This window comes from candidate division KSB1 bacterium, from assembly GCA_024655945.1.
Taxonomy (GTDB): domain Bacteria; phylum Zhuqueibacterota; class Zhuqueibacteria; order JANLFK01; family Oleimicrobiaceae; genus Oleimicrobium.
This window is the reverse complement of sequence record JANLFK010000009.1, coordinates 81,576-106,451: the sequence shown is the minus strand read 5'-3', so window position 1 is coordinate 106,451 and position 24,876 is coordinate 81,576. Positions and strand designations below refer to the sequence as shown.

Sequence of the window (24,876 nt, the reverse complement as noted above, 5' to 3'; positions counted from 1 at the left end):
GCCGGGCGCCGGGGGGCAACACGGAGCCTTCTACCCACGCTCCACCGCCCCGCAACGCTACACAGGCCTCCTCTCAGCCAACGCCCCTGTCACGCTCCAGCCGGAAGACGTTCCACAACTACGAGCGTAATGTCGTCGTGTTGAGCGGCACGGCCCGCAAACCTGCGCACCCGGCGCAGAATGAGCTTGCGCAGGCCCTCGGCGCTGCCCTGAGGGGCATGTGCCACCAGTTCAGAGAGCGTTTGTTGCCCGAACTGCTCCAGCTGCTCGTTCATGGCCTCGGTGACGCCGTCGGTGTAAAAGACCAAAGCATCTCCTGGAGCAAGCTTGGCCATGCATTCCCTGATGTTTGCATCGAAAACAGAAGCATCAGCCAGGCCAACGGCAATGCCTGGCGGCAACAGAGCTTCCACCTGCCCATTGGCGCGGCGGAGCAGGACCTTGTCGTGGCCGGCGCGCGCCAGGCGAAGCCTTCCGCTGTCAAGCTCGATGATGCCATAGACCACGGTGGCAAAGACCCGCGGGTCAAGGCGCCTGCGCAACTTGCGGTTGAGCTCGCAGAGCAGCCGGGCGGGCGAGGCGTACGCAGTACTCAGTGCGACCACAATGCCCTTGAGTTCCGCCATGTAAAAGGCGGCCGACGTTCCTTTGCCGGTGACGTCGGCGATGACGACGCCAAGTCTTGTCGGGCCAAGCTCCAAGTAGTCGAAGTAGTCCCCTCCCACCTCGGTTGCCGGAAGGCAGATGCCGTCCACCTCCCAGCCGGGCAGCCGCGGCTTGGTCTGGGGAAGCAACTTTCTCTGCACATCGCGGGCAATCTCCAGCTCGCGCTGTAGCCTGTGCTGTTCCGTGAGGCGGAGGTGGAGCAAGGCGTTGTCGATGGCCAAGCCTGCCTGGGTTGCCAGAACTCTCAGAAAGCGCCGGTCCCGCTCGCTGTAGTCGTCCCTGTCCTTGGGCGGGGCCAGGGCCATGAGGCCCACCAGTGCATCCCGTGCCCAGAGCGGCACCAGCAGCGCGCACCGTTCTGGGCGCAGGCGCCGCGTCAACGCCCGCAGTGCGCCTGCGGCCCGACCATCGCCTGCCACAGCAGCCCAGGGCGTTGGCTCCGTCTGCCTCATCAGCTCCGGGGCCTGGCTGAGGTCGATGCATGGCTCCCCCACGGCGAGCTCGCCGCGTACGGAGTCCCACACAGGGCAGAAGCGACCGGGCAGCTCTCCTTCGCTCACCAAGAGTATCGCGCGGCGCGCGCCGCTGCTCGCCTGCATGCCTTCGGTGGCCAATTGTGTGACCCGCCGCAGTTCGAAGGTAAAGCCCAGCTCGCGCGTCAGGCGCTCGATGGCATCTTTTTCGCGCAGCCCCAGGAGCATGGTGTTAAAGGTGCGGGCCAACTCGCCGATTTCGTCGCCGGCGCGCACCCGCACCTCACGGCTCAAATCGCCTGCCGCAATCCGCCGCATCGCCTCGGCCAACCTGCGCAGCGGCGTGACGATGCGGTAGCTCATGGCCGCCGAAGTGACCACCCCCAAGGCAGTGAAGACCGCCAAGAGGAGAAAGTTTGTCAAACGTTTGCGGCGAAATGCATTGTTCAGCTCCACCAGGGAGAAGCCAACCTCGACGGTGCCGTAGGAACGCGTAGCGTCACGAATCTGCACCGGCACGCTCCCCAGGTCTTCGCGACTCTCCTTGGCCACCGCCCCTTGCGAGAGCAGAGACACCACCTCGCGTTCTTCCTCCCTGGTGAGGAGCGCGCGGCCGCCCAGGTCCACCCAGTCACGGTTCAAAGCGTGGGCAGCCAACGAATCGTGCTCATCGAAGATGGCGATGTAGACAAGGTCGCGACTAAAATCGGCGCGGATGAGATTGTCGATGTAGCTTTGATAGACGTACCACCCCTCGGCTTCGGCAAAACGCACCGAAGCAATCTGCTTGGCCAGGCGCTCGATGCGCTCTTCGACCTCGCGCCTTTCCGCGCGGAGTTCGCGGTAGCTGAAGAAGTAGCTCACCGAAGCCATGATGGCCACAACCAGCACCACCACCGCTAAGGTGATCTTTACCCAGAGGCTTTGCAGGCGCCTCATCCGCTAATCCTTGATGGCCACCAGGGCAATTTCCACTGCCGCCCCCTTGGGCAGGCGCGCTACCTGCATGGCACAGCGCGCCGGTGGGTCCTTGGGAAAGTACTCCGCGTACACCGCGTTGATGCCCGGATAGTTGGCGATGTCATCCATGTACACGGTGGCGCTCACCACGTCGCCGAAATCCATCCCCGCCGCCTTGAGCACGGCACCCAAGTTGTCCAATACCCGCCGCGTCTGCTCCTCGATGCTGCCGGTGAGGAGTTGCCCAGTGGCCGGGTCGATGGCAATTTGCCCCGAAGTGAACAGCATGTTCCCCACCTTGATGCCTTGGCTGTAAGGCCCGATGGCCGCGGGGGCTTGAGCGGTGGCAATCACCTGCCGGCCAGCCGGAGCAGGTCCCTGGGGCCGACAGCCGGCGACCAGCGCGAGTGCAACGATTACTGCCCAATAGGTGCGCACTTTTTCCTCTCCTCTCCTGTTGTTCCACACGGACGTTGCGCTACCTCTCCCTGCAGGCAAGGCGTGGCGCCGGCAGAGAAGCGGCTGCGGAAAAACGCCTCCATGCTCCTCAAGCGTGGACGCACGATCTCATGCAGAATTGCTTCCTTGGCCGGAAGGGCGATGATCGATCCTCCTGCCGCAACAACCCTGTTCACCGCGGTGGCAAGGTTGCGCAAACGGACAAAAGACCAGTAGTCTCGCTGGTCGCCACTCAGGGGATAGACTGACTCGTTACACAGCAGGGGGTCTACCTCAGGTGCGAGGGCTCCACTTGTCACCGCGCGCTGCCACTCAGGCGTGCCAGGTATGGGCGAAAAACAAGCCAGGCACACCCTGGCGCCAAGCCGCGCCACAAACAGAATGCTCTCCACCACCTCTTCGGCCTTTTGTCCCGGCAAACCCATGAGCAGGTAGACGCCGATGTCCCGGCGCCGGAACCCTGCCTGGGCCAAAGCATCCAGCGCGCGGGCCAGGTCCTCGCCGCTGACCTTGCCGCTCATGTCCTTCTGCCTGGCCTCATTCACCGTCTCGAAGCTCAAGCGCAGCGTGGCAAAGCCGGCCTGTCGGAGCAGCCTGGCCAGTTCCCGGTCCACAGCCCTGGGCTGTACGCCGTTGGGCGTGTGAAACTGCGCCTTCACTCCGCGGCGAAGCACCAGCTCCAATAGCGGCTTGATGTGCTCATCGGCGCGCAGGAACAGGGCATCGTCGTAAAAGGCAATGTGTCGGGCGCCCCGGCCCACCCAATGCGCAATCTCATCGACGACCGCCTCCGGCATTCGCTGGGCAAAGCCTTCCGTCAACAGAGCCGACGCACAGAAGCTGCAGCGATAGGGACAGCCCCGCGAAGTAAGAACCGCTACCGCCTCCAGCTCTGGGTAAAGGTCGTAAGCAGGATATGGCAGCTCATCAAGGCCTCCGTAGCGGGCCTCCGGAAGCTCGGCAGCGCAAAGACGATTGACCACCTGCACCACCGCGTTCTCGCCGGGGCCTTGCACCAGCGCCTCCGGTGCCAGAGTCTGCTGTGCGTGTTCCGGACAGAGCGAGGCGTAGATCCCGCCAACCACCACCGGCACACCCGGGAAGGCCTCGCGGAGGATGCTCACCGTTTCGGCAAGGCCAGTGTACCAGTAGGTCATCCCGGAGGTCACCAGAATGGCATTGGGCCTGGCCAGCCCCCTGAGCTGGCGGGCAAAGACCTGCACGGGCATGCCGCAACGACAGAAAACCCGCGGCACATGTCGCACCACCGCAGGCTTGGCGATCGGTTGGCGGAAGAACTTGCCAGTGCCATCGCCCCGCTCGCGCAGAGGACCCACTGCTACCGCCACCGCCGGATGCCGGCGGTCCATGCAGTCGACCAGCGAGAGTGTGCAACCGGCGTCCCGCAGCACGCTTCCCACATAAAGCAGACCCAACGGCCTTGCCCAAAAGTCATAGGCGGCAAAATCGTGGATCCACGGATTGACCAGCAGTATGTGCAACCGTCGTCGCACCATTGTTCCGCAGTATAACTGGCGAAGTACCTTATCTCACGACACACCTGCCCATGGCGCATCCCGCCTGGGTGATAAGGCGATACAAATAGAGACCACGCGGCAGAGAGGTCTGCCACTCCGTCGTGTGCCAACCTGGCTCCTGCCACTGACCATGGATCTGGCCGACCTGTTGCCCACGGACGTTGAACATCTCCAGTGTCACTTCCCCCGGGGCCGGCAGGTAGTACGAGAAACACGTCTTCCCGAAAAAGGGATTCGGGAAGTTGTGCACCAGCAGGTGCGTCTGCGGGAGAGGTGCCAACTTGGCTCCCACCGCTGTCACCACCTCATGTCGGGCCAAATCGTAGCGGTCGCCACTGGCCAAAAAGTGGAGCCGCGCCCCCACGATGCCTGGCACATTGGTCCCGGCTGGCACGCCAGTATGCGTGGCGGTCGAGGTGTCCAACACATAGGCCAACACATCCACTGTCACAGTGCCGCTTGCGTCCATGGTGCACGTGCTATTGTCGCCCAGGTAAAGGGCGGTATACCCCGGGTTGGTTGCCACACCCCACTGGCCGCCAACGATACGGTTCGGGGCAAAAGTGCGGTTGTTCCACACCTTGGGGACAAGCACCGCCTGCGGCACCAGTCCTCGACCAGGTCGTTGCCCAAGGCGTCCGTAGAAAGCGTTGTTCTGGCCGCTGGTGAGATTGGTGATCACCACCTCCCCCATTTCGGCAGTGCTGTCGGCCCCGCCGTACAGGAGCAGGGGCGTAAAGACACCGGGTTGCGCCGGAGCGGGCAACGGACGCAGATACGGGCCTGGGTCAATGAGGGTGCGGGTGCGCAGGTCGTAGACGGCTCCCCAAATGAGCTGGTCGAAATGGATGTCGGTGAACGTCACCGGCCGGTTCGGCTCGCACACAATGCGCGAATTCCCGCTGCGGTAAAGAATCGTCACCGAGCCCACCCCGTAGGCCACCGCGGTGAGGTCTGGATTGATGCACAGCGCCGTGCTCTCGTCCACCCCTATGGCCGTCAAGCAAGGTTGGGCGTAATCCTGGATGCGCCGTGCCAGCATAGGGACCAGCCGCCCGAGGCGGGCGCGAGTCTGAAAGTGCGAATCGGTGAGCACGCCCGGCAAAATGTCCAGAAAGTCATCGGTGAAGTGAATGCGCGAATAGTAGGGGTTGTAGGCCGCATACTCGGGATAGGCGGTGCCATAGGCGGCGTCGAACACCACCTCGCCCAAGACTGCCAGCCCGGCGCTGGTCCCACCTATAACGCCACCGCGCGCAAAGACCTCCTCGATAGCCTTCTCCACCAGGGTTCCCCTCCAGGTAGAGACATAGTCCCACTGGTCGCCCCCTTCGATGAAGATGCCTGAGGCAGAGACCAGCTCGCGGTAAGTGGTGGAGTCGTTGGCGCTGGCGCGCGTGGCGATTTGCAAGGGGTGGCTACTGGCGGCCGCGCCCCACGCTTTGAAAGTGGCCGCGTAGCTGGCAGCAGTTTCGTCCACGTCGATGTTGATGATCTTGCCGGAGTCGGCCTGCTGGACAAACCAACGAAAGACTGGGTAGGCCCACGCACCCCGATCGTCGCCACCACCCATCAGCAAGAGCGCCCCTTGAGCGCAGGCCGGGGCCTGCCAGCTGAAAAGCGCCATGGCCACCCCCACGAGTTGCCCCAAACAGAGGACGCAAGGCAAGCGGCAGCAACGACGCTTGCTCGCGCGTGTCATTGGCCAAAAGATCCTCCGCACATAGCCTCCAATTCTCAGTCCCACGCCTGGACGACGAGCTCGGCCACTGCCTCCAGAAAGCGCCGATCGTGCTCGTCGAATGCAGCCAACTTGTGCGAATCGATGTCCAACTCGCCAAGGACCTGCCCGTTCTTCAATAGTGGCACCACGATTTCCGACTTGACATGGACGCTGCAGGCCAAATAGTTCTGCTCCTTGGCCACATCTTGCACCACCACGGTCTTCTGTTCGGCCGCCGCCCGTCCACATACCCCTTTGCCAAAGGGGATGCGCACATGCTCGGTGGGCGCACCGGCGAACGGTCCGAGCACCAAGAGGCCAGGTTCCTCTTCCACCAGGTAGAATCCCACCCAGTCGTAGTGTTCCACCTGGTTTTTGAGGAGGTTGGATATGGCCTGCAGTTTTCGCCTCCTCTCCCCCGGCCACTCGACGATGGTGGCAACGGTGCGGAGCAGGGCTGCCAGGTTCTGCGGCAGCGGGGTCGCCCCGGTGCTTGACGTTCGTTGCTGCAGCTCGTCCCAGTAGCGCATGGCCCGCCGCAGGTGGGGAATGGTAATCGAACCGCCCACCACCAGGCCGATGGCCAATGCCTCCTCCACTTCCTCGCTGCTCACCTGCTCCTCGTAGCAACGGATGAGATGGTAGGTCACACAATCGTCACAGCGCAGCACCAGGGAAGCAACCAGTCCCATGAGTTCCTTCATCCGCCCGGGCAGCCTGCCTGGGCGATAGACCTGCCCATCCAGGCTGAAGAAACGCCTCGTAGCCAGGCCAGCGTATTTCATGACGATATCGTTGAGCAGTTGCCTCTCCTGTTGGAAACGGGCAATTGGATCCTCCGGCATAAGAGTACTCCTCGATATTTCCATTCGCCCGTCATCCGGCCGGTGGTGGCGGGCTTGTAATCAGCTGGACGGACCCTCGCCGCGCCACCTTTAGCCCATAACCCAGAACTGAGGAGGCCACGCAAAGCATGCCCAGCACCGTGAGCAGCTCTGGCTTCTCCTCGGGCAGCAACAACCAGCTGAACAGCGCACCAAACACCGGAATGACGAACTTCCACAGGTTCAGCTCCGACACCTTCGCCCCGGGCATGGTGAGCAGCGAAAACCAGACCGAGAAAGCCACCGCAGAGAGCAGGGCCAACCAGAGCAAGGTGCCCCAGAATGGCCACGGCAGAGCCAGCCGAGGCGGGCCCTCGATGGGAAGCGACACGGCCAACAGCACCGCACCACCGAGCAGAAAGTGCGCCGCGCTCAGCGCCACCGGGTGTACGCTGCGCCTGTCACGGGCCACTAGCACGTTGCCCACCGCGGAGAAAACAGCCCCGAGCAGCAGCAATACGACACCAAGCAGCTCCCACAACCCGGCCGCAGTCCACGGTTGGCGACTCAGGCTGATGATGCAAATGCCGGTCATCCCGCCGGTGATAGCCGCTGCTTTGGGGAGCGTCATCTCGTCGTTGTCCATGGCAAAGTGGGCAACCACCGCCGCCACCAATGGCGAAGAGCCCACCACGATGGCCCCCAGCGCCCCTGATACCAGCGTCATGCCCACGAAGAACGAGGCATAGAGCAACACCGACTGGAAGAGCGTCACCAAGAGCACCGTGCGCAGGCCCCGGCGCAGCTCGGCCAAGGCCCGCGCATGTCCTTTGACCAACGGCAGCAGAAGCGGCCCGGAGAGCAAAAAGCGCATGCCCGCGAACGACAGGGGACGCACGAAACCCAGACCGTACTTCACCCCAACAAAGGCCGTGGACCAGAGCATGCATGCGCCCAAGGCAAGCAGTGCCACGCGCGGCCAGGACTTGGGCACAGGCTCATGAGCTACCATTCACAGAGACTCCGTTAGATGGAGGCAGCGCCATCTCCATCCCCTCGGACACCGCAAAGCACGATAGCTGTGGTTCCACATCCCGAACAATGCGGCGACACTCCTCCACTATCTGCTCCAGGGTGTGATCGGTCCGGTCCTGGTTGTGGTGAAAGAGCCCAAAGGCTTTGGCCTTGGCTTCCATGGCCAGGCGCAGCGCGTCGGTGAAGGCCGAGTGTCCCCACTTGCTCCGGTGCGCGTACTCCTCCGGCGTGAACTCGGCATCGTGGATGAGCAGGTCCGCACCCACGCAGGCTTGGACGTACGCGTCGAAATCAAGGCCGCCCGGGTGGCGATGCGCAAGCTCATTGTCGGTCAAAAAGACCAGCACTCGCCCTTCTTCCTCGAACTTGTAGCCCACGCCCATGTTCGGGTGGCTCAAGTAGATGGGGCTCACCCGCATTGAGCCGATCAGGAAAGGCTGGGTGTCCACGCTGTGGAAGGACAGGTGCGCCTTGAACATGCTGAGGTCCACGGGAAAGGTCGGGGCGCGTAAGGTGTCCGCAAGCAACTCTTGCATCGAACTCCGCTCAAAGGGGCAGCCGTAGACCTGCAGGGTTGCCTCCTCGTCGTACACGGGACGGAAAAAGGGCAGACCCAGCACGTGGTCAAGATGGACATGGGTAAGGAGCAGGCGGTAGCTCTTCTCGCCGCGCGCCAAGAGCTGGTGGCCAAGGCGGCGGATGCCTGAACCAGCATCCACGATGACCGTCTGGCCGTCTGCCGTCTGAATTTCCAAACAGGTGGTGCTCCCCCCGAAGCGCAAGTATTCACTCCCTGATACGGGGATCGACCCTCGTGCGCCCCAACAGCGGATCTTCATCCTCTCTACTCCTCATCGCGATGCCAAAGCAGCCCAGACTATCGATAGACACGCTGAGCAAGCACCCGGCCATTGCCGTCAAAGGGCACCCCTTCCAGCTCCAGCAACGCTCGTTTGATAGCCAGCCCGCCTTGGAATCCACCCAAGGTCCGGTCCGAAGCAACCACCCGGTGGCAGGGGATGACCAGCGGGAACCGGTTGCACGCCAAGGCTCTTCCCACCGCGCGCGCTGCCCCAGGGCGCCCCACCCGACGGGCGATGGCGCCGTAGGTGCTCACCCAGCCGCGGGGAATCTGCCAGTCGGCAAGGAGTACGCTTTTCTGAAACGGGGAACAGTGGTCCAAGGCCAGCAGCCCCAGCGGGAGCCGAATCTCTTCGCCGCGAAGGAAACGTTGCAGAGCACTGCCCAGCTCATCGACCTGCGCACAATGTCTGTGCTCGGCGCCGGGATAGGTGGCCGACACGGCCTGCCGGGCCGCACGTTCCTCCTGAGGCAAAAAGATTCTGAGCACCTGCGGTCCCGCTGCAGTCTCCTGCCAGACCATGGCCACGGTGCCCATTTTCGTCGTCACCAGCGTGTGCGCAAATTCCTGCATCGATCCTTTTCTTTCTACCTCTGCCACATCGCCGAAGCCTGAACAGACTGGTCGCCGCAGCTGCATCGCTCAGGACAAAAGCTTTTCCGCTGCCGCCATGATCCGCTCCGCAGAGGGCAACGTCTGGGCCTCGAGCGCCCGCGCATAGGGGATGGTCTCCTCGGTACACACGCGGGCAAATCGTACTGCAAGCCCTGCCTCCAGAGCGGTGGCTGCCAGTTCGCCAGAAAGACCGAACTCCTTGTAGTCTTCGTCCACCACCAGCAGCCTGCCGATGTGCTGCAGCTGGCGACAAACCGTTTCGCGATCGAGGGGACGAACGCACCTCAGGTCCACCACGCCTGCCGCAACTCCTTGCTCCGCGAGGGCCGCGGCAGCCTGCAAGGCTTGATGCACACCAAGGCCAACGCTGACAATGGTGAGGTCCTTTCCTTCGCGCAGCACTGCAGCTTTGCCCGGTTCCAGGGGTTTCCATCGCCTCGGGCCTCGCGCCTCCGCCCCAGCCTTGGGCACCTCGAAGTGCACCGTCACCCGGCCTCCACCTCCCAAAAAGTCCAGCCACCTCTTCGAGAGCATCTTGTGCTCGAGAAACACCACGGGTCTGCCATAGGCCAGAGCGCCAAGCATGAGACTGCCGGCGTCCAAGGGATTGGAAGGCACGACCACCGCCAACTCCGGAATGTGGGCAAGCCACCCCCACAGGCTCTGCTCGTGTTGGCCGCCGTCGCCGTAGCCTCCGCCGCAGGTAGCACGTACCACCAGCGGCACGGGCCACCTGCCGCCCGACATGGCCTCGATCTTTGCCGCGTGGTTGACCAATGCATCTGCCGCCACGGTGACAAAGTCCACGAGCATCACCTCCACCACCGGACGCAGGCCGGCCATAGCCGCGCCGACGGCTGCTCCCACAAAAGCCGCCTCACTGATGGGCGTGGGCCGCACACGCCGCTCACCGAAGCGCACGTAGAGCTCGAGGTGGATGCTATGCACATCCTCGCCTATGAGCACGATCCTCTCGTCCTCGGCCATCGCCTGCGCCAGCGCGGCATCTATGGCTTCGGAAAAAGCGATGGTGCTCATCGCTGCCCGCTCCCCCCACCATCCCCGACGGCGAGAGCAACCGCGTACTTGATCTCCTTCTGCACTTCTTCCTCCAGCGCGCGCAAGCGTTGCGGGTCACCCGCAAGCTTCGCCCTGGTCTTTGCCACAGGGTCACGCCGATGCTGAGCCCGCGGGGCGGCCGCCTTGGCCACGATTCCCAACAGGGTGGCGAGCGCCGTCGCCCGTTCGCCTGCGCCAGTGCCTTTGCGCCCTGTGATGGCGCGCAGCGTTGGTGAGGCCATGTGGAGCAATCGTGCCGGGTCGTGCAGCCCCGCTCCCAGCAGGTGACCTTCCAGTCGGGAGCAGGTGGCCAGGAGGAACCATGGACCGTCCCCGCGCCGTGCCTGCGCGATGGCCTGTCCTGCAGCCTCCCAGACCGCCTCCACCTCCGTGCCATCGACGGTGGCGACCGGCATGCCAAATCCTTGTACCCGCTGCACCAAGTCGCCACCGGTCACCGTATCGCTCTTGGTGGTGATGGCCCAGGCGTTATGCTTGCAGACAAAGAGCACGGGGAGTTGCCACACCACCGCAAGGTTAAGCGACTCCAGCAACATCCCCTGGTTCATCGCCCCATCGCCGAAGAAGGCCACGGCCACCCGCTCCGGCCGAAGGAGCTGCGCAGCCAAGGCAAAGCCCACGGCCAGAGGAGCACCGGCCCCCACAATGCCTGTGCTGGCGGCAAGGTGTTCCGGCGAGAAGAGGTGCATGTGCCCTCCTCTGCCCGCACATAGTCCTCGGCAGTCACCGAGCATCTCCCGGAGAAGGTCAACCAGGTCAACACCCCGCACCACCAGGGGCGGCGTGCCACGGTGGTCCAGGGCCATGGCGTCCCCCTCGCGCAAGTGAGTGACCACGCCCGCGGCCACGCCCTCTTCGCCGATGCCGAGATGCATCTCGCCGGAGATTCTGCCCTGCTCCCACAGGCGCTTGACCTCCTCCTCGAAGCGCCTGCTGCGCAGCATCTGCCGGTAAAGAAACCAGAGGTCAGCGGCCATCATGGCCTCCTTGCCAAGGTTCCCCGGGTGCCTGACTTGCCCATGAGAGGCGCGCGGCTACGCGCTTGCGTCCCGGGGTAGAAGAGCCTGGTTCCTGGCGGGCAACAAGATCTCGCTGTGGCGGTCTCATCACTGTAGCCCTGCCAGACCCTGGATGTCGAGATTGGTCAGTCCCGCCTCCCGGGTCCACGCGACCGCCTCTCGGTACTCCTCGACGGTGAGGCGCCGGGCAATCTCCGGGTAGGAAAAGGCCTTGTACATGGGCCGATACTGCGACATGATGTTCACATAGGTATCCTTGGGCAGATGAGCAGCGATCCACTCCACCACTTCCTTGGTGCCGGCGACGCGATTGGGCATCACCAGGTGGCGGATCATCAAGCCACGGCGGATCAGTCCATCCGGGCCCGGTCGGGCCACGCCCACCTGGCGGTGCATCTCCAAGAGCGCTGCCTTGGTCACCTCAGGGTAGCTTTCTGCGCCACTGGAGTACTTGGCTGCCATCTTGCCGCTGGCGTACTTAAAGTCCGGCAGGTAGATATCCACGATGCCGTCCAGTTGCCGCAAAATCTCTACCCGCTCCCAGCCGCACGTGTTGTATAGCAGGGGCAAGCGCAGACCTTGCGCCGCGGCGATGTCCAGCGCCTTGAGGATGTGCGCTGCATAGTGGGTGGGGGTGACCACGTTGATGTTGTGGCACCCCATTTCTTGCAGCCGCAGCATCATCTTCGCCAGTTCATTGATCTGCCTGACCTCGCCCTCCCCTTCCTGGCTAATCTGCCAGTTGATGCAGAACACGCAGCGCAGGCCACAGTTGCTGAAGAAGATGGTACCGGAACCGCCCTTGCCGACGAGCGGCCGCTCCTCTCCGAAATGGGGATGGAAGGAGGCTATCTGCAACTCGGCAGATGCCCGGCAAAAGCCGCGTTCGCCTTCCAGCCGGTTGAGCCCGCACTGGCGCGGGCAGAGGCGGCAGCTGCGCATGATTTGCCACAGCCTCTCCGCGCGGGCAGCCAGTTCCCCACTGCGATGAAGCTGCAGGTAAGCAGGCCGCCATTCCTCTGAGCCGCGCTCACTGCTGCCACGGTTCCGGCACCCACCTGGCATGAACATGGCGAGAGCCGGCCCGCCAAGCTTTCCCAGCCTCGCCATACAGAACGCGGCACATGTGGCGAGGAATCCCCTTCGCGAAAGCACAATGCTCACCTCCCTTCGACAGGACGGCCTCCTGTGGGCACAAGCGCGGATACCTGCGCGTCCAGCCCCAACCTGATGTAGATGGGCTGTATGACCTTGCGCAGGCGGGGGAGGTGCGAGTGCGAGGCTATGGCCAACAGAATGCAGCAGCCGCCACCGGCGGCAAGAGTGGTCGGTGCTCCCAAACGGCTGGCGACTGCGCCGGCCAGCAGACTGCCCAGCGGCACCATCCCCATGAAGGCCATGGTGTAGAGGCTCATCACCCTGCCGCGCTTGTCATCGTCGGCGATGGTCTGTATCATGGTGTTGCAGGAGGCCATGGTTACCATCATGCCAAAGCCGGCGACCACCATCAGTCCATAGGACAGCCAGGCCATGCGCGACAGAGCCACCCCCACCAGGCCTGCTCCGAACGCGCAGGTGGCGCGCACGATCCATCGACCCAACCCCACGACGGTCTTGCGCCCGGCAAGCGTCAGGGCGCCGAGCAACGCCCCGATGCCGGCAGAGCCCATGAGAAACCCCAGCGTGTGCGGACCCCCGTGGAGAACGTCGCGGGCAAAAATCGGGAGCAACACCGGATACGGCATCCCCACAAGGCTCACGATGCTCAGGTAGAGCACAATCGCGCGAATGGGCTCTGTGCGCGCAGCATAGCGCACGCCATCCACCAACCCGCGCAGGATGGACTCACCTCGCGGCGCCCTCCGCCCCGGCCGCACGCGCATGGCCAGCAGCGCCACCACCACCGCCAAGAAACTCAGCCCATTGATGACAAAACAGAGGCCCTCGCCGGTGGCCGCGATGAGCAGTCCCGCTATGGACGGCCCGATGAGGCGCGCGCCATTGAACATGGAGGAATTCAGCGCAATGGCGTTTGCCAAGTCCTCCCGGCGCTCCACAAGGTCCAAGACAAAGGCCTGGCGCGTGGGCGCGTCCAAGGCATTCACGATGCCGACAAAAAGGCTCAGCGGCACAATCTGCCAAAAAGCCACCACTCCCGTGAGGGCCAAGACGCCCAGGGCTAACGCCTGCACCATCGCCAAAAGTTGCGTCAGGATCAGCAATTTCCGCCGGTCAAAACGGTCGGCCAGTACCCCTGCCCAGGGAGTGAAAAGGAGTGCCGGCGCCATGCCGGTGAACCCGACGACCCCCAACAGGAAAGGCGAGTTGGTGAGTCGGTAGACCAACCAGCCCATGGCCGTCTGCTGGATCCAGGTACCGATGAGCGAAACACCCTGCCCGGCGAAGTACAGCCGGAAGTTGCGATGCCGCAGCGCGCGCAACATGAAGCGAAGATTGCTTCCTGCCCCTGCAGGGCCTTTTGTCACGTGGTCTGGTTCCATGCGTAGCGGTCCGATCAGGACGGACAGCAGCACAGAGGCTGCCCGTCGCAGCTACAGGAATTGCTCTTCCTGCCCCGCAAGGCGTCCAACATCAGCGCTGCTGCACACCCCACGCCCGCACGCACGCTGATCGCCCCAAGGGCGCAATTCCGATAGCACGCCCCACACTCAATGCAGCGTTCGGGGTGGCGCAGCTCTGCAATCTGCTCTCCCTGGGCGAACACCCCGTGCGGGCACACGATGCTGCACAACCCGCAGCCAGTGCACAGCGCGGGCTCGTAATGCAAGGTGGTAGAAGTGTAGACGCTGTCGAACATGTTCTCTCCAGGTCATGCGCCTTCCGTTATGACAAGAGGCGGATCACCCCCATTGCCAATGCTCCTACGACCGCCAGAAGCGCCATGGCCGCCATTATCGGCACGTAGCGAAATATCTCTCGCTCCACGCCTGTCCTGGAGGTAATAGGCGTGGCCCCCGTGAAGTTGAGGGCCAAGAAGGCGGTCACTGCCGCCATGCCCAATCCGGTGATGACCAGCCATGCAAGATGCACCGCCACTTGCCCCGACATGCGCAAATCCCGCATCAGCCCAGCAGCGAGTGGCAGCCAGGCGAGTATCCCCAAAAGGAAGCCCTTGGTGCTAAAGTTAGGCGTGGGCAGCCACGGCAGCAACAGCGGAAAGAGCACCGTACCGGCCACCACAGAGGCCGGTGCCGCCAGAGCCACCAGCCAGCCTCCTGTCAGCCACAGCACCGTGGCTGCCGCTAACATGGGCAGCAGACAGTGCACGAGCTCCACCGGTATGAGCACCGCGCGATCGGCGATAGTGAACCTCACCCGCCGCATCTCGGGTGTAGCCACCCCTGCGTCCAAGTAGGCGGGAAGATCTGCCGCCCCCACCGGCCCAAAGTCTACCACGAAACCGGTGCGCGCCGTTACCTCGTGCGCCGCCACGCCACTGGCGGCCAGTTGCGGCAAGATGAGCCGCCGGTGGCACACCACCTCGGCCAGACTCACCGCCGCCATACGTCGCACCAATTCCTCAGTGCCGAAGGTCCCCTTGCCCGCCGCGCACCACACGTTGATCCCGTCGGTGTCCACTACGAGAATATACGCGTCCCTGCCTCGCAGGGCGGCACGCAGCGCATCAAAACTGAGCGTATAGTTGGCCGTCACCAGCACGGGCGAGCGGGGAGTTGGCGTACTCAGCGCATACAACCCCGGCTCCACGCGATGCCGGTGCCGCCGCACTCCCCAGCGCGCAAGAAAGTGATCAGGGCGGTTGGCCCAGGTGATGGTGCTTGTGGTCCGGCGGATGAGGCTCTTCTCAGACACGGTTGCAACCTCTTCTCTCAGTTTCAATAGTCCAAGTTGCTCGCACCCTCGCCCCGCTGGTCCCCTCGGTCGTACTGGTTGTGAAAAGCTGCGGCCACGCTCTGCCCCAGTCCGTCGAGCAGGCCGTTGTACCCAGGCGCATGCCTTCGCTCCTGGCCATGGTGGCAGCCGTGTGAGCCTGCGCCCGTCGGCTGTCGCATATGGGCATGCCGGCACCCTCCAGGGAAGATCAGCCGAGTCCCTTCCCTCACCGCAGGCCGGGAATCAGATCCACGCCCGCGAAACACGCCCAGTGGGTGGCCAAACCGACCAGGATCGCCCAGAGCATGCTGGCCAGGGTGCCGACCAGATAGTATTCCGCGAACTTGCGGTTCTTCAGCTTCTCGAACCTGGTAATCGACTTGGCGGTCAGCACCAGTCCCAGCGCTGTGTACTGGCCGAGGAGGACGAAGGTGACCGTCAAGGCCCTTTCCAGTGCGCCAATGAGCGCCCCGGCGCCCGGCACTCCCCCGCGCGCCGCAATCTGCAACCTTCCCAAGACGGCGACCACCACGTAGTGCCCGACATAGATGGCCACCAGGTAGCCCAGGGCGCAGACCGCCCCTTGGGTGAGAACACGCGGCAGGGACATGTCAAGTCTCAGCACTTTACTTTCAAAAATCAAGGCCTGCAGCTTGACGAGCCGCCAGGCGGGAGAGCAACGTCCCCGCGATGCGTTCCCCTTCCAGCAGGGCGTCCCATTTTGCCCCGCGCAGCACTTGGGAGACCGCCTGCTTTGAGACCCCAAAATGCCTGCCCACCTCTTCGTAGGTCAGCTCTGGCTGCGTGCGATAGAAGCGAGCCATCTCCCTCTGGCGGATGGTCCATCGTTCCTCGAGTGCCTGGATGAGCCACAGCAGGGCATTGATGGCCAGCACGCCGTCGGAGGCGCGGTCGTCTGCCTTGAGCAGGATGTTCCGTTGCTGGCGCTTGCAGGTGTTGAGGGCATCTCTGGCGCGGTAGAAGGCGGTGCCGCGCATTCCGGCCTCGTCGTCGGCCAGCCTTTCCACCTCACCGATGCCCACGCCACAATAGAGCGGGATGGGCGCATGCACGCGCAGGTACAGGCAGACCGCGTAGGCTTGCGAGGCGTCGCGCAGTGCCCCCTGGAACTCGTCGCCCACCGTGGTGCGAAACGGCAGCAGCACGTGGGCGGCGAAATGCCTGTTCACGTCCGCCAGAACTGTGGTGAGCTTGCCAAAAACCTCTGGCCAATTCTCCAGCTGTCGCGACTTTTGCACGTCGCCGATGATCACACAGTGCTCCATTGCTTCCTCCGGACTCTTTGCCATGACCCCACTCAAGCACGGCGCAGTACCCGTCCAGGTAAGCAGCCGGTATGTTCTCCTTCGCGGATGACCAGGCGTCCATTGACGACGACGTGGTGGATGCCCACCGGGTATTGGTGGGGGTCCGTGAAGGTCGCCCGATCAAGAATTGTCTGCGGGTCAAAGACCACGATGTCGGCAAAAGCTCCCTTTGCCAGCACCCCGCGCTCCGGCAGGCCGAAAACCTGCGCCGGCAGGGACGTCACCCGCCGGATAGCCTCTGCCAGCGGCAGAATCTTGCGCTCGCGCACGTAGTAGCCAAAATATCTGGGAAAAGTCCCGTAGAAGCGTGGGTGGGGATTGCCCCTACCCCGAACTCCGTAGGGAGCGACCGCCTCGCCGTCGGAGCCGACCATAGTCAAGGGGAAAGAGAGCACCCGCTCGGTGTTCTCCTCGCTCATGGCAAAGCCGCACATTGCCACCTTTCCTTCGGCGTCGATGAGAAGCTGGCGTACTACCGCGCACGGGTCCGTGTGCGGCTCCTCGGCCAGCTGCGCCACGGTTTTGCCCTGTGCGGCTTGATGCTGGGTTCCCGCCACCCTGGTAATCAGCACTCTGTCCCACGAGCCCAGGGCGGCCACCCTCTCCTCCAAGTGCGAGCGCATCTTTCGCCACTGCACCTCGTCTTTGAGGCGCGCGACAAACTCCTCATCGCTCCCTGCCCGGGCCCACATGGGGAACATCAGTTTCAGGGTGGTGCCGTAGGCCGTGTACGGATAGCGGTCGCAGTGCACGCGCAGACCGTGTTCATGCACCTCCGCCAGCCGTTCTAAGAGTCGGGGCGTCTTGTGCCAGTTGCGTTGTTGGCAGGCCTTGAGATGCGAGAGCTCAAGAGGCACATCCGCCCGCGAAGCAATCTGAATGGCCTCCTCAAGGGCTTCTTCCACCTGTACATCTTCATTGCGCATGTGGGTGGCGTAAATGCCGCCGTATTCCTTCACCACCACGCAGAGGTTCGCGATCTCTTCTGTGCTGGCAAAGCAACCCGGCGTGTACTCCAGCCCGGTGCTTACACCGATGGCCCCTTGCTCCAACGCCTTCCTCACCTCGTTTCGCATTGCCTCCATCTCCTGGGAGGTCGGCGGTCGATTGTCGAGCCCCATCACTGCGGCGCGCACCGAGCTGTGCCCCACCAGGGTCAGGTAGTTGACGGCTATCTTTTGCCGCTCCAGCCTGGCCAAGAACCCGTCGGCATCTTCCCAGTCAGGATCGATCTCGAACTCCTGGCGGATCTCCTCCCGGGTGGTATCCGCCACTGGCCCCCGCAGCGGAAACGGGCTTGCCCCACAGTTGCCGGAGATCTCGGTGGTCACCCCCTGGCGGATCTTGCTTTCGGCCTTTGGATTGACCAGGAGCCCGACGTCGGTGTGGCTGTGCACGTCAATAAAGCCCGGCGTCACCGCCAAGTTCGCGGCTTCCACCACTGTGCGCGCCGAAGAACCTGCGAGATTGCCGATCGCCACAATCCGCTCGCCCCGGATACCAAGGTCGGCCACCACGGGTCGGCCTCCCCGTCCGTCGTAGAGCGTGCCACCTTTGATGAGCAGGTCAAAGTCCCCTCGCTGGCAGCTCTGCACCAGGGGACCTGCCGCAGCCAGGACGCCTGCAGCCACTGCGCCCTGTGCGGCGGTTCGCAAGAATTCACGGCGCGAATAGTCTTGTTCCACTTCGGCCTCCTACTCCACCTTTTCTGCCTGAAGGACGCGCAGCACGACCATGGTCAGGTCATCGCTCTGCGGCACCTCCCCGCAAAACGAGCCAACGCGTTCGTGCATGCGGCTTACAATCTCGGCAGCAGGCAACGCGCGAAACTCCCGCAGCGCCGCGGCCAGCCGCTCCTCGCCAAACTCTTCCTCGGCCTCGTTCAAGGCCTCGCTCACCCCGTCGGTGTACAGCAGCAACACATCCCCAGGCTGGAGGATAATTTCCCCTACCTCGAAGGAAACATCGCGCATCATTCCCAAGATGAGGCCGCCTTGCTCGAGAGTTTCCGCGTTTCCATCGGCGCGGAGCAGGAGCGGTGGATTGTGGCCGGCGTTGCAGTAGGTGAGCCGCTTTTCCTCCACGTCCAATTCGGCGTAGAAAAAGGTGATGAACTTGCTCAGATCGGTGCTGGCGTGGATGAGGTTGTTGATGCGCCGCACCATCTCTGCCACGTTGCCGTGTGCTGCGGCCAGGGCGCGCAGCGAAGCCTGCAGATTGGCCATGAGCAGCGCTGCCGGCGCCCCTTTGCCCGAGACGTCGGCAATGGCCAGAGCACAATGCCGCTGGTCGAAGACGATCCAGTCGTAATAGTCGCCCCCGACTTCCCGCGAGGAGATGTTCATCCCTGCCAAGTCGAAACCCGGCAGCGCCGGCGTATGCGTGGGCAGCAGGCGCTGCTGGATCTGCTTAGCGATGGCGAGTTCCTCCTCCATCCGCTGCTTCTCCAACGTCTCCTGGAAAAGGCGGGCGTTCTCCAGGCAGATCATCGCATAGTTGCCTAAGGTGGTGAGGAATTCGATGTCGTGGTCGCTGAACGGTAGGCCGGTGAGCTTTTGCCCCACTGCGATCAACCCTCTGGTCTGCTCCTTGTAGCGCATCGGAGCCACCAGCGCCACGCCCAGCTCGCCGAACACCCCCCGGATCTCTTCGTCGTCACACTCTTCCACCAAGAAGGGCTTCTCGGCGTCACACAGACCGCGCAGAAAGTGGCTTCCTTCCTGGCAGTGCACGGTGAGCTCCGCCGGCTGCCCCCCTCGATCGGCCACCAGGTGCATGCTGTCCCCTTCACGCAGGAAAACCGTGCAGCGGTTCACCACCAGCTCGCCCATGACCGCATAACTGAGCAAGGCGACGATCTTCTCGCTGTCCAGGGTGGTGCTCAGCTCCTTGCCGATGTCGAAGAGGGTGTTGAGCTCCTGGATCTTCTTGTCCAACTCGCGGTTCACGCGGCGCAGTTCTTCCACGATCAGGCCATTCTCCACTGCCGTGGCCGCAATGTTGGAAAGCGAGCCAAGGAACTCCAACTCTGCAGGCGTGTAAGAAACGTTGGTGATTTTCGGGCCGAAGCAGATCATGCCTGTGGTGCGCGTGCTGCTCACCATGGGCGCCAAAAGCTGGATGCCCGCCTGTCGGAAGAAGCTGGCGGCACTGAACTCCCCTGCATCGCTCTCCTCGACCAAGATGGGCCCTGTGGGCGGCACTTCGGTCTCGATGATCTTGCCGACAAGCTCACGGGGCATGCCTTTGACTGTCGCCACGGTACAGCGTCCATGGCCGTCATACAGGAGCGCCATCCCCTTGCTGATCATCATCCTCCCCATGGGGGTCAAGAGTAAGTTGTCGAGGATGGTCTTGAGATTGAGCGAGGAGTTGAGAACCTGGCTCATCTCGAAGAGCGCCTGGAGCTCTACCAAGCGCTCATCCAACTGGCGGGCGATGCCGTCGACTGCGGGAGAAATGTCTCTGTTCTTACTGGCGTCCACCTTTCACCTTCTTCTGCGCGCCTACTTGGCGCGGACGAGGGGCATCGCGCTTGACGAAGTACTTGACCATCTTCACCTGGTTGCGCACCCCGGGTTTGATGTCGTAGGCAACTTCGTCCATTAGCGTGCGCATCAGGTAGATGCCCAAGCCGCCGACGCGGAGCTCGGCTAAGTACTCCTTCATGTCCGGCATTTTGATGGAGGCGGGGTCGAAGCCCTTGCCGTGGTCAGTCACTATCACGGTGAGCTTGTCATAATCGATCTTGATCACCATATCGATCGGCTTGCGCGCATCGCGTTCGTAGGCATGTTTGATCACGTTGGAGCAGGCCTCGTCTACGGCCATCTCGATCTTGGTGGCCTCCTCGTCGTCGAAACCCACGCGTCGCGCAATGTGGCCGACGAAGCTGCGGATAATCTCCAGATTCTCCGTCTGGCTGGGGATGCGCAGCCGATATCTTTTCACTGCAGATTGCACGGTCGTCACCATTGGTTTGTTCTGCTGGCCAGCGGCCGGGGGGACCGGCTAAGACTGCTCGCTGAATTTCCTATGGGCTTCGCTCTCGTCCTTGAAGATATCGTACAGCGTTGGGAAGCCGAGGAGGTCGAACACGCGGAAGATCTTGTCGCTCATGTTCGTTAGCTTGATGTCTCCCTGATGGGCCCTGATCATCTCGATGAAGCCCATGAACACGCCCAGCCCTGCGCTGCTGATATAGGCCAGATCGCTGAAGTTGACGATAATTTTGTAGCGCCCCTGGTCCACCAGCTCCTGGAGAGCATCTTCTAATCGCGGCGCTGTGTGAGCATCCAGATAGCCCTGCAAGTACAGGGTCGAGATGGCGCCATCATCCTTGCGTCGCACCTGAAAACCTTCCATTCGCAATACCTCCCTGCGTGAAACGACCTTGCTGGCCGCAGCCAGCTGAGCACGTCCTAGGGACCACAAGGGTCGGACCGTCGCGCCTTTGGCATGGTGGCCGGCAGCAACCTCATCTGCGCAGCGTGGGCGACCTGCTCCTTCGCCAGCGACTCGCCCGCGAGCCGCGTATTGTCCAGGGCAGGTGCCCCTTGATTGGCAGAGGCCTGGAGTACGGCGCGGTGACCTTCGTCGACCCCGTGCCCTTCATCCTCTGCGGGCACCAGAAGGACATCCGCCCAAGGAGCAGTCACTGACCGGCTCTTCCTTACCCCCTCACGAGCCCACACGCACCACCACCATGGTCATGTCGTCGTGCTGCGGCATACCGCCCACAAAAGCGCGCACGCGTCGCTCTATGACTTGCACGAGCTGGCGAGGCGAACTGCCGGCATGTTCCGCAACCAACGCATACAGCCGCTGTTCGCCAAATTCCTCGTTGCGGCGGTCCATGGCCTCGGTGAAGCCATCGGTGTAGAACACGAAACAATCGCCGGGGCGCAGCGGCGCTTCCTCCTCGTCGATGACCTGCGCAAAGAGTGGGCCGTTCGTCAGCCCCAGGGCAATCCCCTTCGGGCACAGGGCCTGGTAGTGGCCTCCCTGGGCGCGGCCAAGCACGATGGGATTGTGCCCGGCGCGGGCAAAACGGAACACGCGGCGCTTCATGTCAAAAATCCCGTACACCATGCTCACAAAGTGCCCGCGCTCGGCGTTCTCGCAAAATAGTTCGTTGACACGAATGAGCACCTCCCGCGGGCTCTGCAAAGCACGCGCCTGGGAGCGGAAGAAGCCCTTGGTGAGGGTCATGTAAAAGGCCGCAGAAATCCCCTTGCCAGAGACATCCCCGATTGCCGCGCCCAGTTGCTGCGGCCCGAGGGTGACAAAGTCGTAGTAGTCGCCGCCCACTTCTGTTGCGGCAATACAGGTGGTTGCTATTTCCAGCCCGGGAATCTGGGGCACCACGCGCGGCAAGAAGCTGAGCTGCACACGTCGTGCCACCTCCAGTTCGCGCTGCAAGCGCAAGCGCTCGTTCATCCGTCGCGCGTACGAGGGCGCCAGTTGCGCCAGCTCCGCCTCTCTCCCCTGCCGCCGACTCAAGGCCAACCCCATGCCCCCCGCCACCACCACCACGACCAGCATGGCTACGCCACTGTTGTACATCGGGCGAGACGCCGCGCTCACCAGTGAGGCGCCCTCAATGAGCATCCCAAGGGAAAGATGGCCGATGGCGGCCGTCAGGAAATCGAAGCGGACGAAAGTGCCCAGAATGACCGCCGCAACGGCTAACTTGACCAGCGCCCCAGGCCAGCAAGGCCAGACCGCAAACTCGCCGCTGCCGATGAGCCCTCCCATCCACACGGCCCCTGCAACCAGCACCACGCGGCCGCGATTGGCGATGGAGCGCACCAAAAAAGAAGGCAAAAACAGCACCAGCGCAAAGGTGACAAAGAGCGCATCCAGCACAACGTGGCTCAGGGCATAGAGCCCTGGCACCGCTGCCGTCACCTCCTGGTGGACCAGAGGAATATTGATGAAGTGGAACGAAGTCAGCAAACTGGCCCCTTTAAGCAAGGTGACGCCCAGCCCGGCGGCAAACGCCCCCACGGCCACGCCCCGCGCCATGGCCAAGCCAAAGTGGCGATGGGCAAAACGGCCGGCACGCAGGGCATCCAAGGAAAGGAGCTTGGCAGGCCAAACCTCTCTTGCCATCGAGTCGGCCACAGAGACTAAGACCAAGAGAACCGGAGCCACGAGGGGGAGCGACAGCAGAAGCACTACCACCACCTCCAGCAGCCACTGTTCGTGCTGAGCGAGCATCAGGCGCGTAGATAGGGCAACTGCACCCAGAAGGGCGAACACTAATCCCGGGCGAAACGTGATCTCATCTGCCCGCAGCTTCTTGATCAGCACAAACAGGACGAGGACGGTCATGCCCACGTAAAAAAGCACTGTGGGCACCCAGATGGCGCGCACCAGGCCGGGCGAATCGGCGTACACGGGGGGCACTTTGTATTCGAAGCCATAGCCGGCCACCTTGTCGCCGGCAATCTCCACAGAGTACTCCACTTGCTCGCCCGCGGGCCGGTCGCGGTCAACCCAGCGGAACAGATAGTCCAAGCGGCGCTGAGCGTGCCGCGGCTCCACCGATTGCAGATCGAACTGCTCGAACTGGGCTCCCAGTTGCCGTCTTGCCACGGCCATCGCCAAGCTTTCTGCCTCGCCTTGGGAAAGTGAGGCGCCCCGGGCCGTGTCGGCATAGAGGGCACGGCACGAGAGCAGGCGCCCGTCTTCTGCCAAACGCACCTGCACGCCGCCGATGGGCCTGCTTTCTCTGAACTGCTCGGGAGGCGCACTCCTGCTCATCCCCAGCACCACCTGCTCCACCCTGCCGATCGGGTGCCATTCCACCTGCCAGCGATAGGCCGGGATCCATCCCTTGGCGAAGCGATTGGCGCGCGCAGGCCCAAAGCGCCTTGCCAAGTAGCGGAGCTGGCTCTGATCGCCCCGGAAGGACACACTTCGCCGGTACCGGCTGACGTCAATGCCCAACCCGTCAACCACCGTCTGCGCCAGTCTGACGGCCTCGTCCTTGGAGAGCTCCACCGTTCTTCCACCCCAGGGGAATATGTCCCTGTGCCAGAGGAGAAGCGCGCTCAGCCCCAGGAGAGCGGCGACGCCGATCAACCCATCAATGAGCAGTTGTCTTTTCTTTTCTGCGCGCTCCATCATCTCACTCGGCGGCTCCTCCCTTCAGCGAAGGGGATAATGGTTCTCCACCGCCACATCCCACGGTCTGGCAACCCGCACGGGCAGCTCTTCCATGTGCCCGTCCGGGTTAATCTCCACCAGCCTGTCCCCTCCGGTGTCAGCCACAAGGCAACAGGCATCATAGGTATTCACCGCCACGCCGTAAGCCTGGACAAAAGGCCCGTAGCTCGCCACCCTGCTCCCGTCCTTGCGCAGCCGGACCACCTGGCCCTGGCCTGCCTGGGCGCCAAGGTCCACAACCCAACACTCGCCTGTCGAGTCGTTAGCCGCGGCGACGTAGGCCTTCACAAACGGCCCTTCCGCATGGGTGACGGCTCCGCTGCGGGAGGAGACCATGAGCACCTGGCTCCCATCGGCGATCCAGAGCTGGGCGGAACGGCCGTCCCAGGCCAAGCCCGTGGGCCACACCAGACCGCCAATCACCTCGCTCACTCGCCCGTTCGCAGCCACGCGCACCACCTTGTGTGCCCCGGGATCAGCGATGTAACAGGTCCCTGTCTCTACATCCAAGGCCATGCGTGAGGGAGCGACGAGTCCTCCACGCGTGAATATCAGAGTCCCCTCCGTGGTGAACTTGTGCACCACGGCGCTGTCCGTAGCCGTCTGTTCCAGGACCCAGAGGTGCCGTCGGCGGTAGTCTAAGCCTATGTCGCTGGGTTGCCGGAACCAGCCCAACCTCACCTGCTCATTTCCGGCCGTGGTAATCTCCGAGACCCTGCCGTAGATGGCATCGACCACCCAGGCATTACCTGTGACGGGGTCCGCCTCCACAATCCAAGGGTATGCCATGTAGCCGTAGCGCAGCAGCTCGTGCCGTCGGTCGTGAGTGAGGCGCACCACGGCGCCGTCGTACGCGCTGGCCACCCAGCAGTAAGTGGGGCCTGGGGTAATGGTCACCGCCTCCGAGCAAGGGCTCTCATACTCGGCGGTCACCACTGTGACGCAGTAGGCGTGATGCACACCAAATGGCCGCGCGCCGTCACGGTATTGCGAGGTGGAGACAAGCGCCACAGGCACCATAGTGCTCTCCGCGTGCCCTTGGCGAAAGACGCGATAGCCCAGCAGTCGATCCACAGCCATGGCATCCCACTTCAGAATCACCTCGTGCCCTTCCGAAACCACCGAGAGGCCCGTGGGCCTGCCTTTGGTGACAGGGTTCAGGGGATCCAAGGGATTGAGCCGCTTGCGCTCCTCACATCCCAATGGCAGTGCGGCAGCCACTAACAATGCCCACAGTGCCCAACGTGCTGTGGCACAAGGCTTCAC

At 63.2% G+C, this 24,876-nt stretch carries 23 protein-coding genes; all 23 read right to left on the bottom strand.

Annotated features, from left to right (window positions below; all coding sequences use genetic code 11):
- Positions 1 to 89: 89 nt before the first annotated feature.
- The 23 genes from NUW13_11650 to NUW13_11540 all read right to left on the bottom strand — a co-directional run bounded on the left by NUW13_11650 (position 90) and on the right by NUW13_11540 (position 24,876).
- Complete coding sequence (locus tag NUW13_11650) at positions 90 to 2,078, bottom strand: SpoIIE family protein phosphatase (GenBank protein ID MCR4439677.1); 1,989 nt, start codon at positions 2,076 to 2,078, stop codon at positions 90 to 92.
- Between the two features lie 3 nt (positions 2,079 to 2,081).
- Complete coding sequence (locus tag NUW13_11645) at positions 2,082 to 2,501, bottom strand: RidA family protein (GenBank protein MCR4439676.1); 420 nt, start codon at positions 2,499 to 2,501, stop codon at positions 2,082 to 2,084.
- Between the two features lie 14 nt (positions 2,502 to 2,515).
- Entirely contained in the window at positions 2,516 to 4,075 is a 1,560-nt protein-coding gene (locus NUW13_11640; protein ID MCR4439675.1) for a B12-binding domain-containing radical SAM protein, read from the bottom strand.
- A 28-nt stretch (positions 4,076 to 4,103) separates the two neighbouring features.
- The gene (locus NUW13_11635) at positions 4,104 to 5,798 is read right to left on the bottom strand and encodes a Type 1 glutamine amidotransferase-like domain-containing protein (GenBank protein ID MCR4439674.1); all 1,695 of its coding nucleotides are present in this window, start codon (positions 5,796 to 5,798) and stop codon (positions 4,104 to 4,106) included.
- 35 nt (positions 5,799 to 5,833) lie between these two features.
- Positions 5,834 to 6,664, bottom strand: a complete 831-nt coding sequence (locus NUW13_11630) for a GAF domain-containing protein (GenBank protein MCR4439673.1) — start codon at positions 6,662 to 6,664, stop codon at positions 5,834 to 5,836.
- Between the two features lie 31 nt (positions 6,665 to 6,695).
- Positions 6,696 to 7,655 (bottom strand): DMT family transporter, encoded by a 960-nt coding sequence (locus NUW13_11625; protein ID MCR4439672.1) that lies wholly within the window; start codon positions 7,653 to 7,655, stop codon positions 6,696 to 6,698.
- Positions 7,642 to 8,517 carry an MBL fold metallo-hydrolase gene (locus NUW13_11620; GenBank protein ID MCR4439671.1) on the bottom strand — a complete coding sequence of 292 codons (876 nt, stop codon included), beginning with the start codon at positions 8,515 to 8,517 and terminating at the stop codon, positions 7,642 to 7,644. The genes NUW13_11625 and NUW13_11620 overlap by 14 nt, the downstream gene beginning before the upstream one ends.
- Before the next feature lie 38 nt (positions 8,518 to 8,555).
- Positions 8,556 to 9,062: an MGMT family protein gene (locus tag NUW13_11615; protein ID MCR4439670.1), complete on the bottom strand. Its 507-nt coding sequence runs from the start codon at positions 9,060 to 9,062 to the stop codon at positions 8,556 to 8,558.
- A gap of 120 nt (positions 9,063 to 9,182) precedes the next feature.
- A complete protein-coding gene (locus tag NUW13_11610; protein ID MCR4439669.1) occupies positions 9,183 to 10,193 on the bottom strand; it encodes a pyruvate dehydrogenase in 1,011 nt (336 codons plus the stop codon).
- The gene (locus tag NUW13_11605; protein ID MCR4439668.1) at positions 10,190 to 11,215 is read right to left on the bottom strand and encodes a thiamine pyrophosphate-dependent dehydrogenase E1 component subunit alpha; all 1,026 of its coding nucleotides are present in this window, start codon (positions 11,213 to 11,215) and stop codon (positions 10,190 to 10,192) included. The genes NUW13_11610 and NUW13_11605 overlap by 4 nt, the downstream gene beginning before the upstream one ends.
- Before the next feature lie 126 nt (positions 11,216 to 11,341).
- On the bottom strand, positions 11,342 to 12,196 hold the full coding sequence (locus NUW13_11600; protein MCR4439667.1) for a radical SAM protein: 855 nt from the start codon (positions 12,194 to 12,196) through the stop codon (positions 11,342 to 11,344).
- A gap of 218 nt (positions 12,197 to 12,414) precedes the next feature.
- Positions 12,415 to 13,740, bottom strand: coding sequence for an MFS transporter (locus NUW13_11595; protein MCR4439666.1), 1,326 nt, complete (start codon positions 13,738 to 13,740; stop codon positions 12,415 to 12,417).
- A 29-nt stretch (positions 13,741 to 13,769) separates the two neighbouring features.
- Positions 13,770 to 14,072, bottom strand: coding sequence for a 4Fe-4S binding protein (locus tag NUW13_11590; protein MCR4439665.1), 303 nt, complete (start codon positions 14,070 to 14,072; stop codon positions 13,770 to 13,772).
- Positions 14,073 to 14,098: 26 nt separating this feature from the next.
- Positions 14,099 to 15,088, bottom strand: coding sequence for a mercury methylation corrinoid protein HgcA (gene hgcA, locus NUW13_11585; GenBank protein MCR4439664.1), 990 nt, complete (start codon positions 15,086 to 15,088; stop codon positions 14,099 to 14,101).
- A gap of 23 nt (positions 15,089 to 15,111) precedes the next feature.
- Positions 15,112 to 15,288 carry a hypothetical protein gene (locus tag NUW13_11580; protein ID MCR4439663.1) on the bottom strand — a complete coding sequence of 59 codons (177 nt, stop codon included), beginning with the start codon at positions 15,286 to 15,288 and terminating at the stop codon, positions 15,112 to 15,114.
- 47 nt (positions 15,289 to 15,335) lie between these two features.
- Positions 15,336 to 15,719: a hypothetical protein gene (locus NUW13_11575; protein MCR4439662.1), complete on the bottom strand. Its 384-nt coding sequence runs from the start codon at positions 15,717 to 15,719 to the stop codon at positions 15,336 to 15,338.
- A gap of 22 nt (positions 15,720 to 15,741) precedes the next feature.
- Positions 15,742 to 16,395, bottom strand: a complete 654-nt coding sequence (locus NUW13_11570; GenBank protein ID MCR4439661.1) for a SatD family protein — start codon at positions 16,393 to 16,395, stop codon at positions 15,742 to 15,744.
- A gap of 32 nt (positions 16,396 to 16,427) precedes the next feature.
- Entirely contained in the window at positions 16,428 to 18,122 is a 1,695-nt protein-coding gene (locus NUW13_11565; GenBank protein ID MCR4439660.1) for a D-aminoacylase, read from the bottom strand.
- Positions 18,123 to 18,131: 9 nt separating this feature from the next.
- Positions 18,132 to 19,922 carry a SpoIIE family protein phosphatase gene (locus tag NUW13_11560; protein ID MCR4439659.1) on the bottom strand — a complete coding sequence of 597 codons (1,791 nt, stop codon included), beginning with the start codon at positions 19,920 to 19,922 and terminating at the stop codon, positions 18,132 to 18,134.
- The gene (locus NUW13_11555; GenBank protein ID MCR4439658.1) at positions 19,909 to 20,412 is read right to left on the bottom strand and encodes an ATP-binding protein; all 504 of its coding nucleotides are present in this window, start codon (positions 20,410 to 20,412) and stop codon (positions 19,909 to 19,911) included. Before NUW13_11555 ends, NUW13_11560 begins: the two co-directional genes overlap by 14 nt.
- Positions 20,413 to 20,448: 36 nt before the next feature.
- Complete coding sequence (locus NUW13_11550) at positions 20,449 to 20,802, bottom strand: STAS domain-containing protein (protein MCR4439657.1); 354 nt, start codon at positions 20,800 to 20,802, stop codon at positions 20,449 to 20,451.
- Positions 20,803 to 21,117: 315 nt separating this feature from the next.
- Positions 21,118 to 23,571, bottom strand: a complete 2,454-nt coding sequence (locus NUW13_11545; GenBank protein ID MCR4439656.1) for a PP2C family protein-serine/threonine phosphatase — start codon at positions 23,569 to 23,571, stop codon at positions 21,118 to 21,120.
- Positions 23,572 to 23,592: 21 nt separating this feature from the next.
- Positions 23,593 to 24,876 carry a hypothetical protein gene (locus NUW13_11540; GenBank protein ID MCR4439655.1) on the bottom strand — a complete coding sequence of 428 codons (1,284 nt, stop codon included), beginning with the start codon at positions 24,874 to 24,876 and terminating at the stop codon, positions 23,593 to 23,595.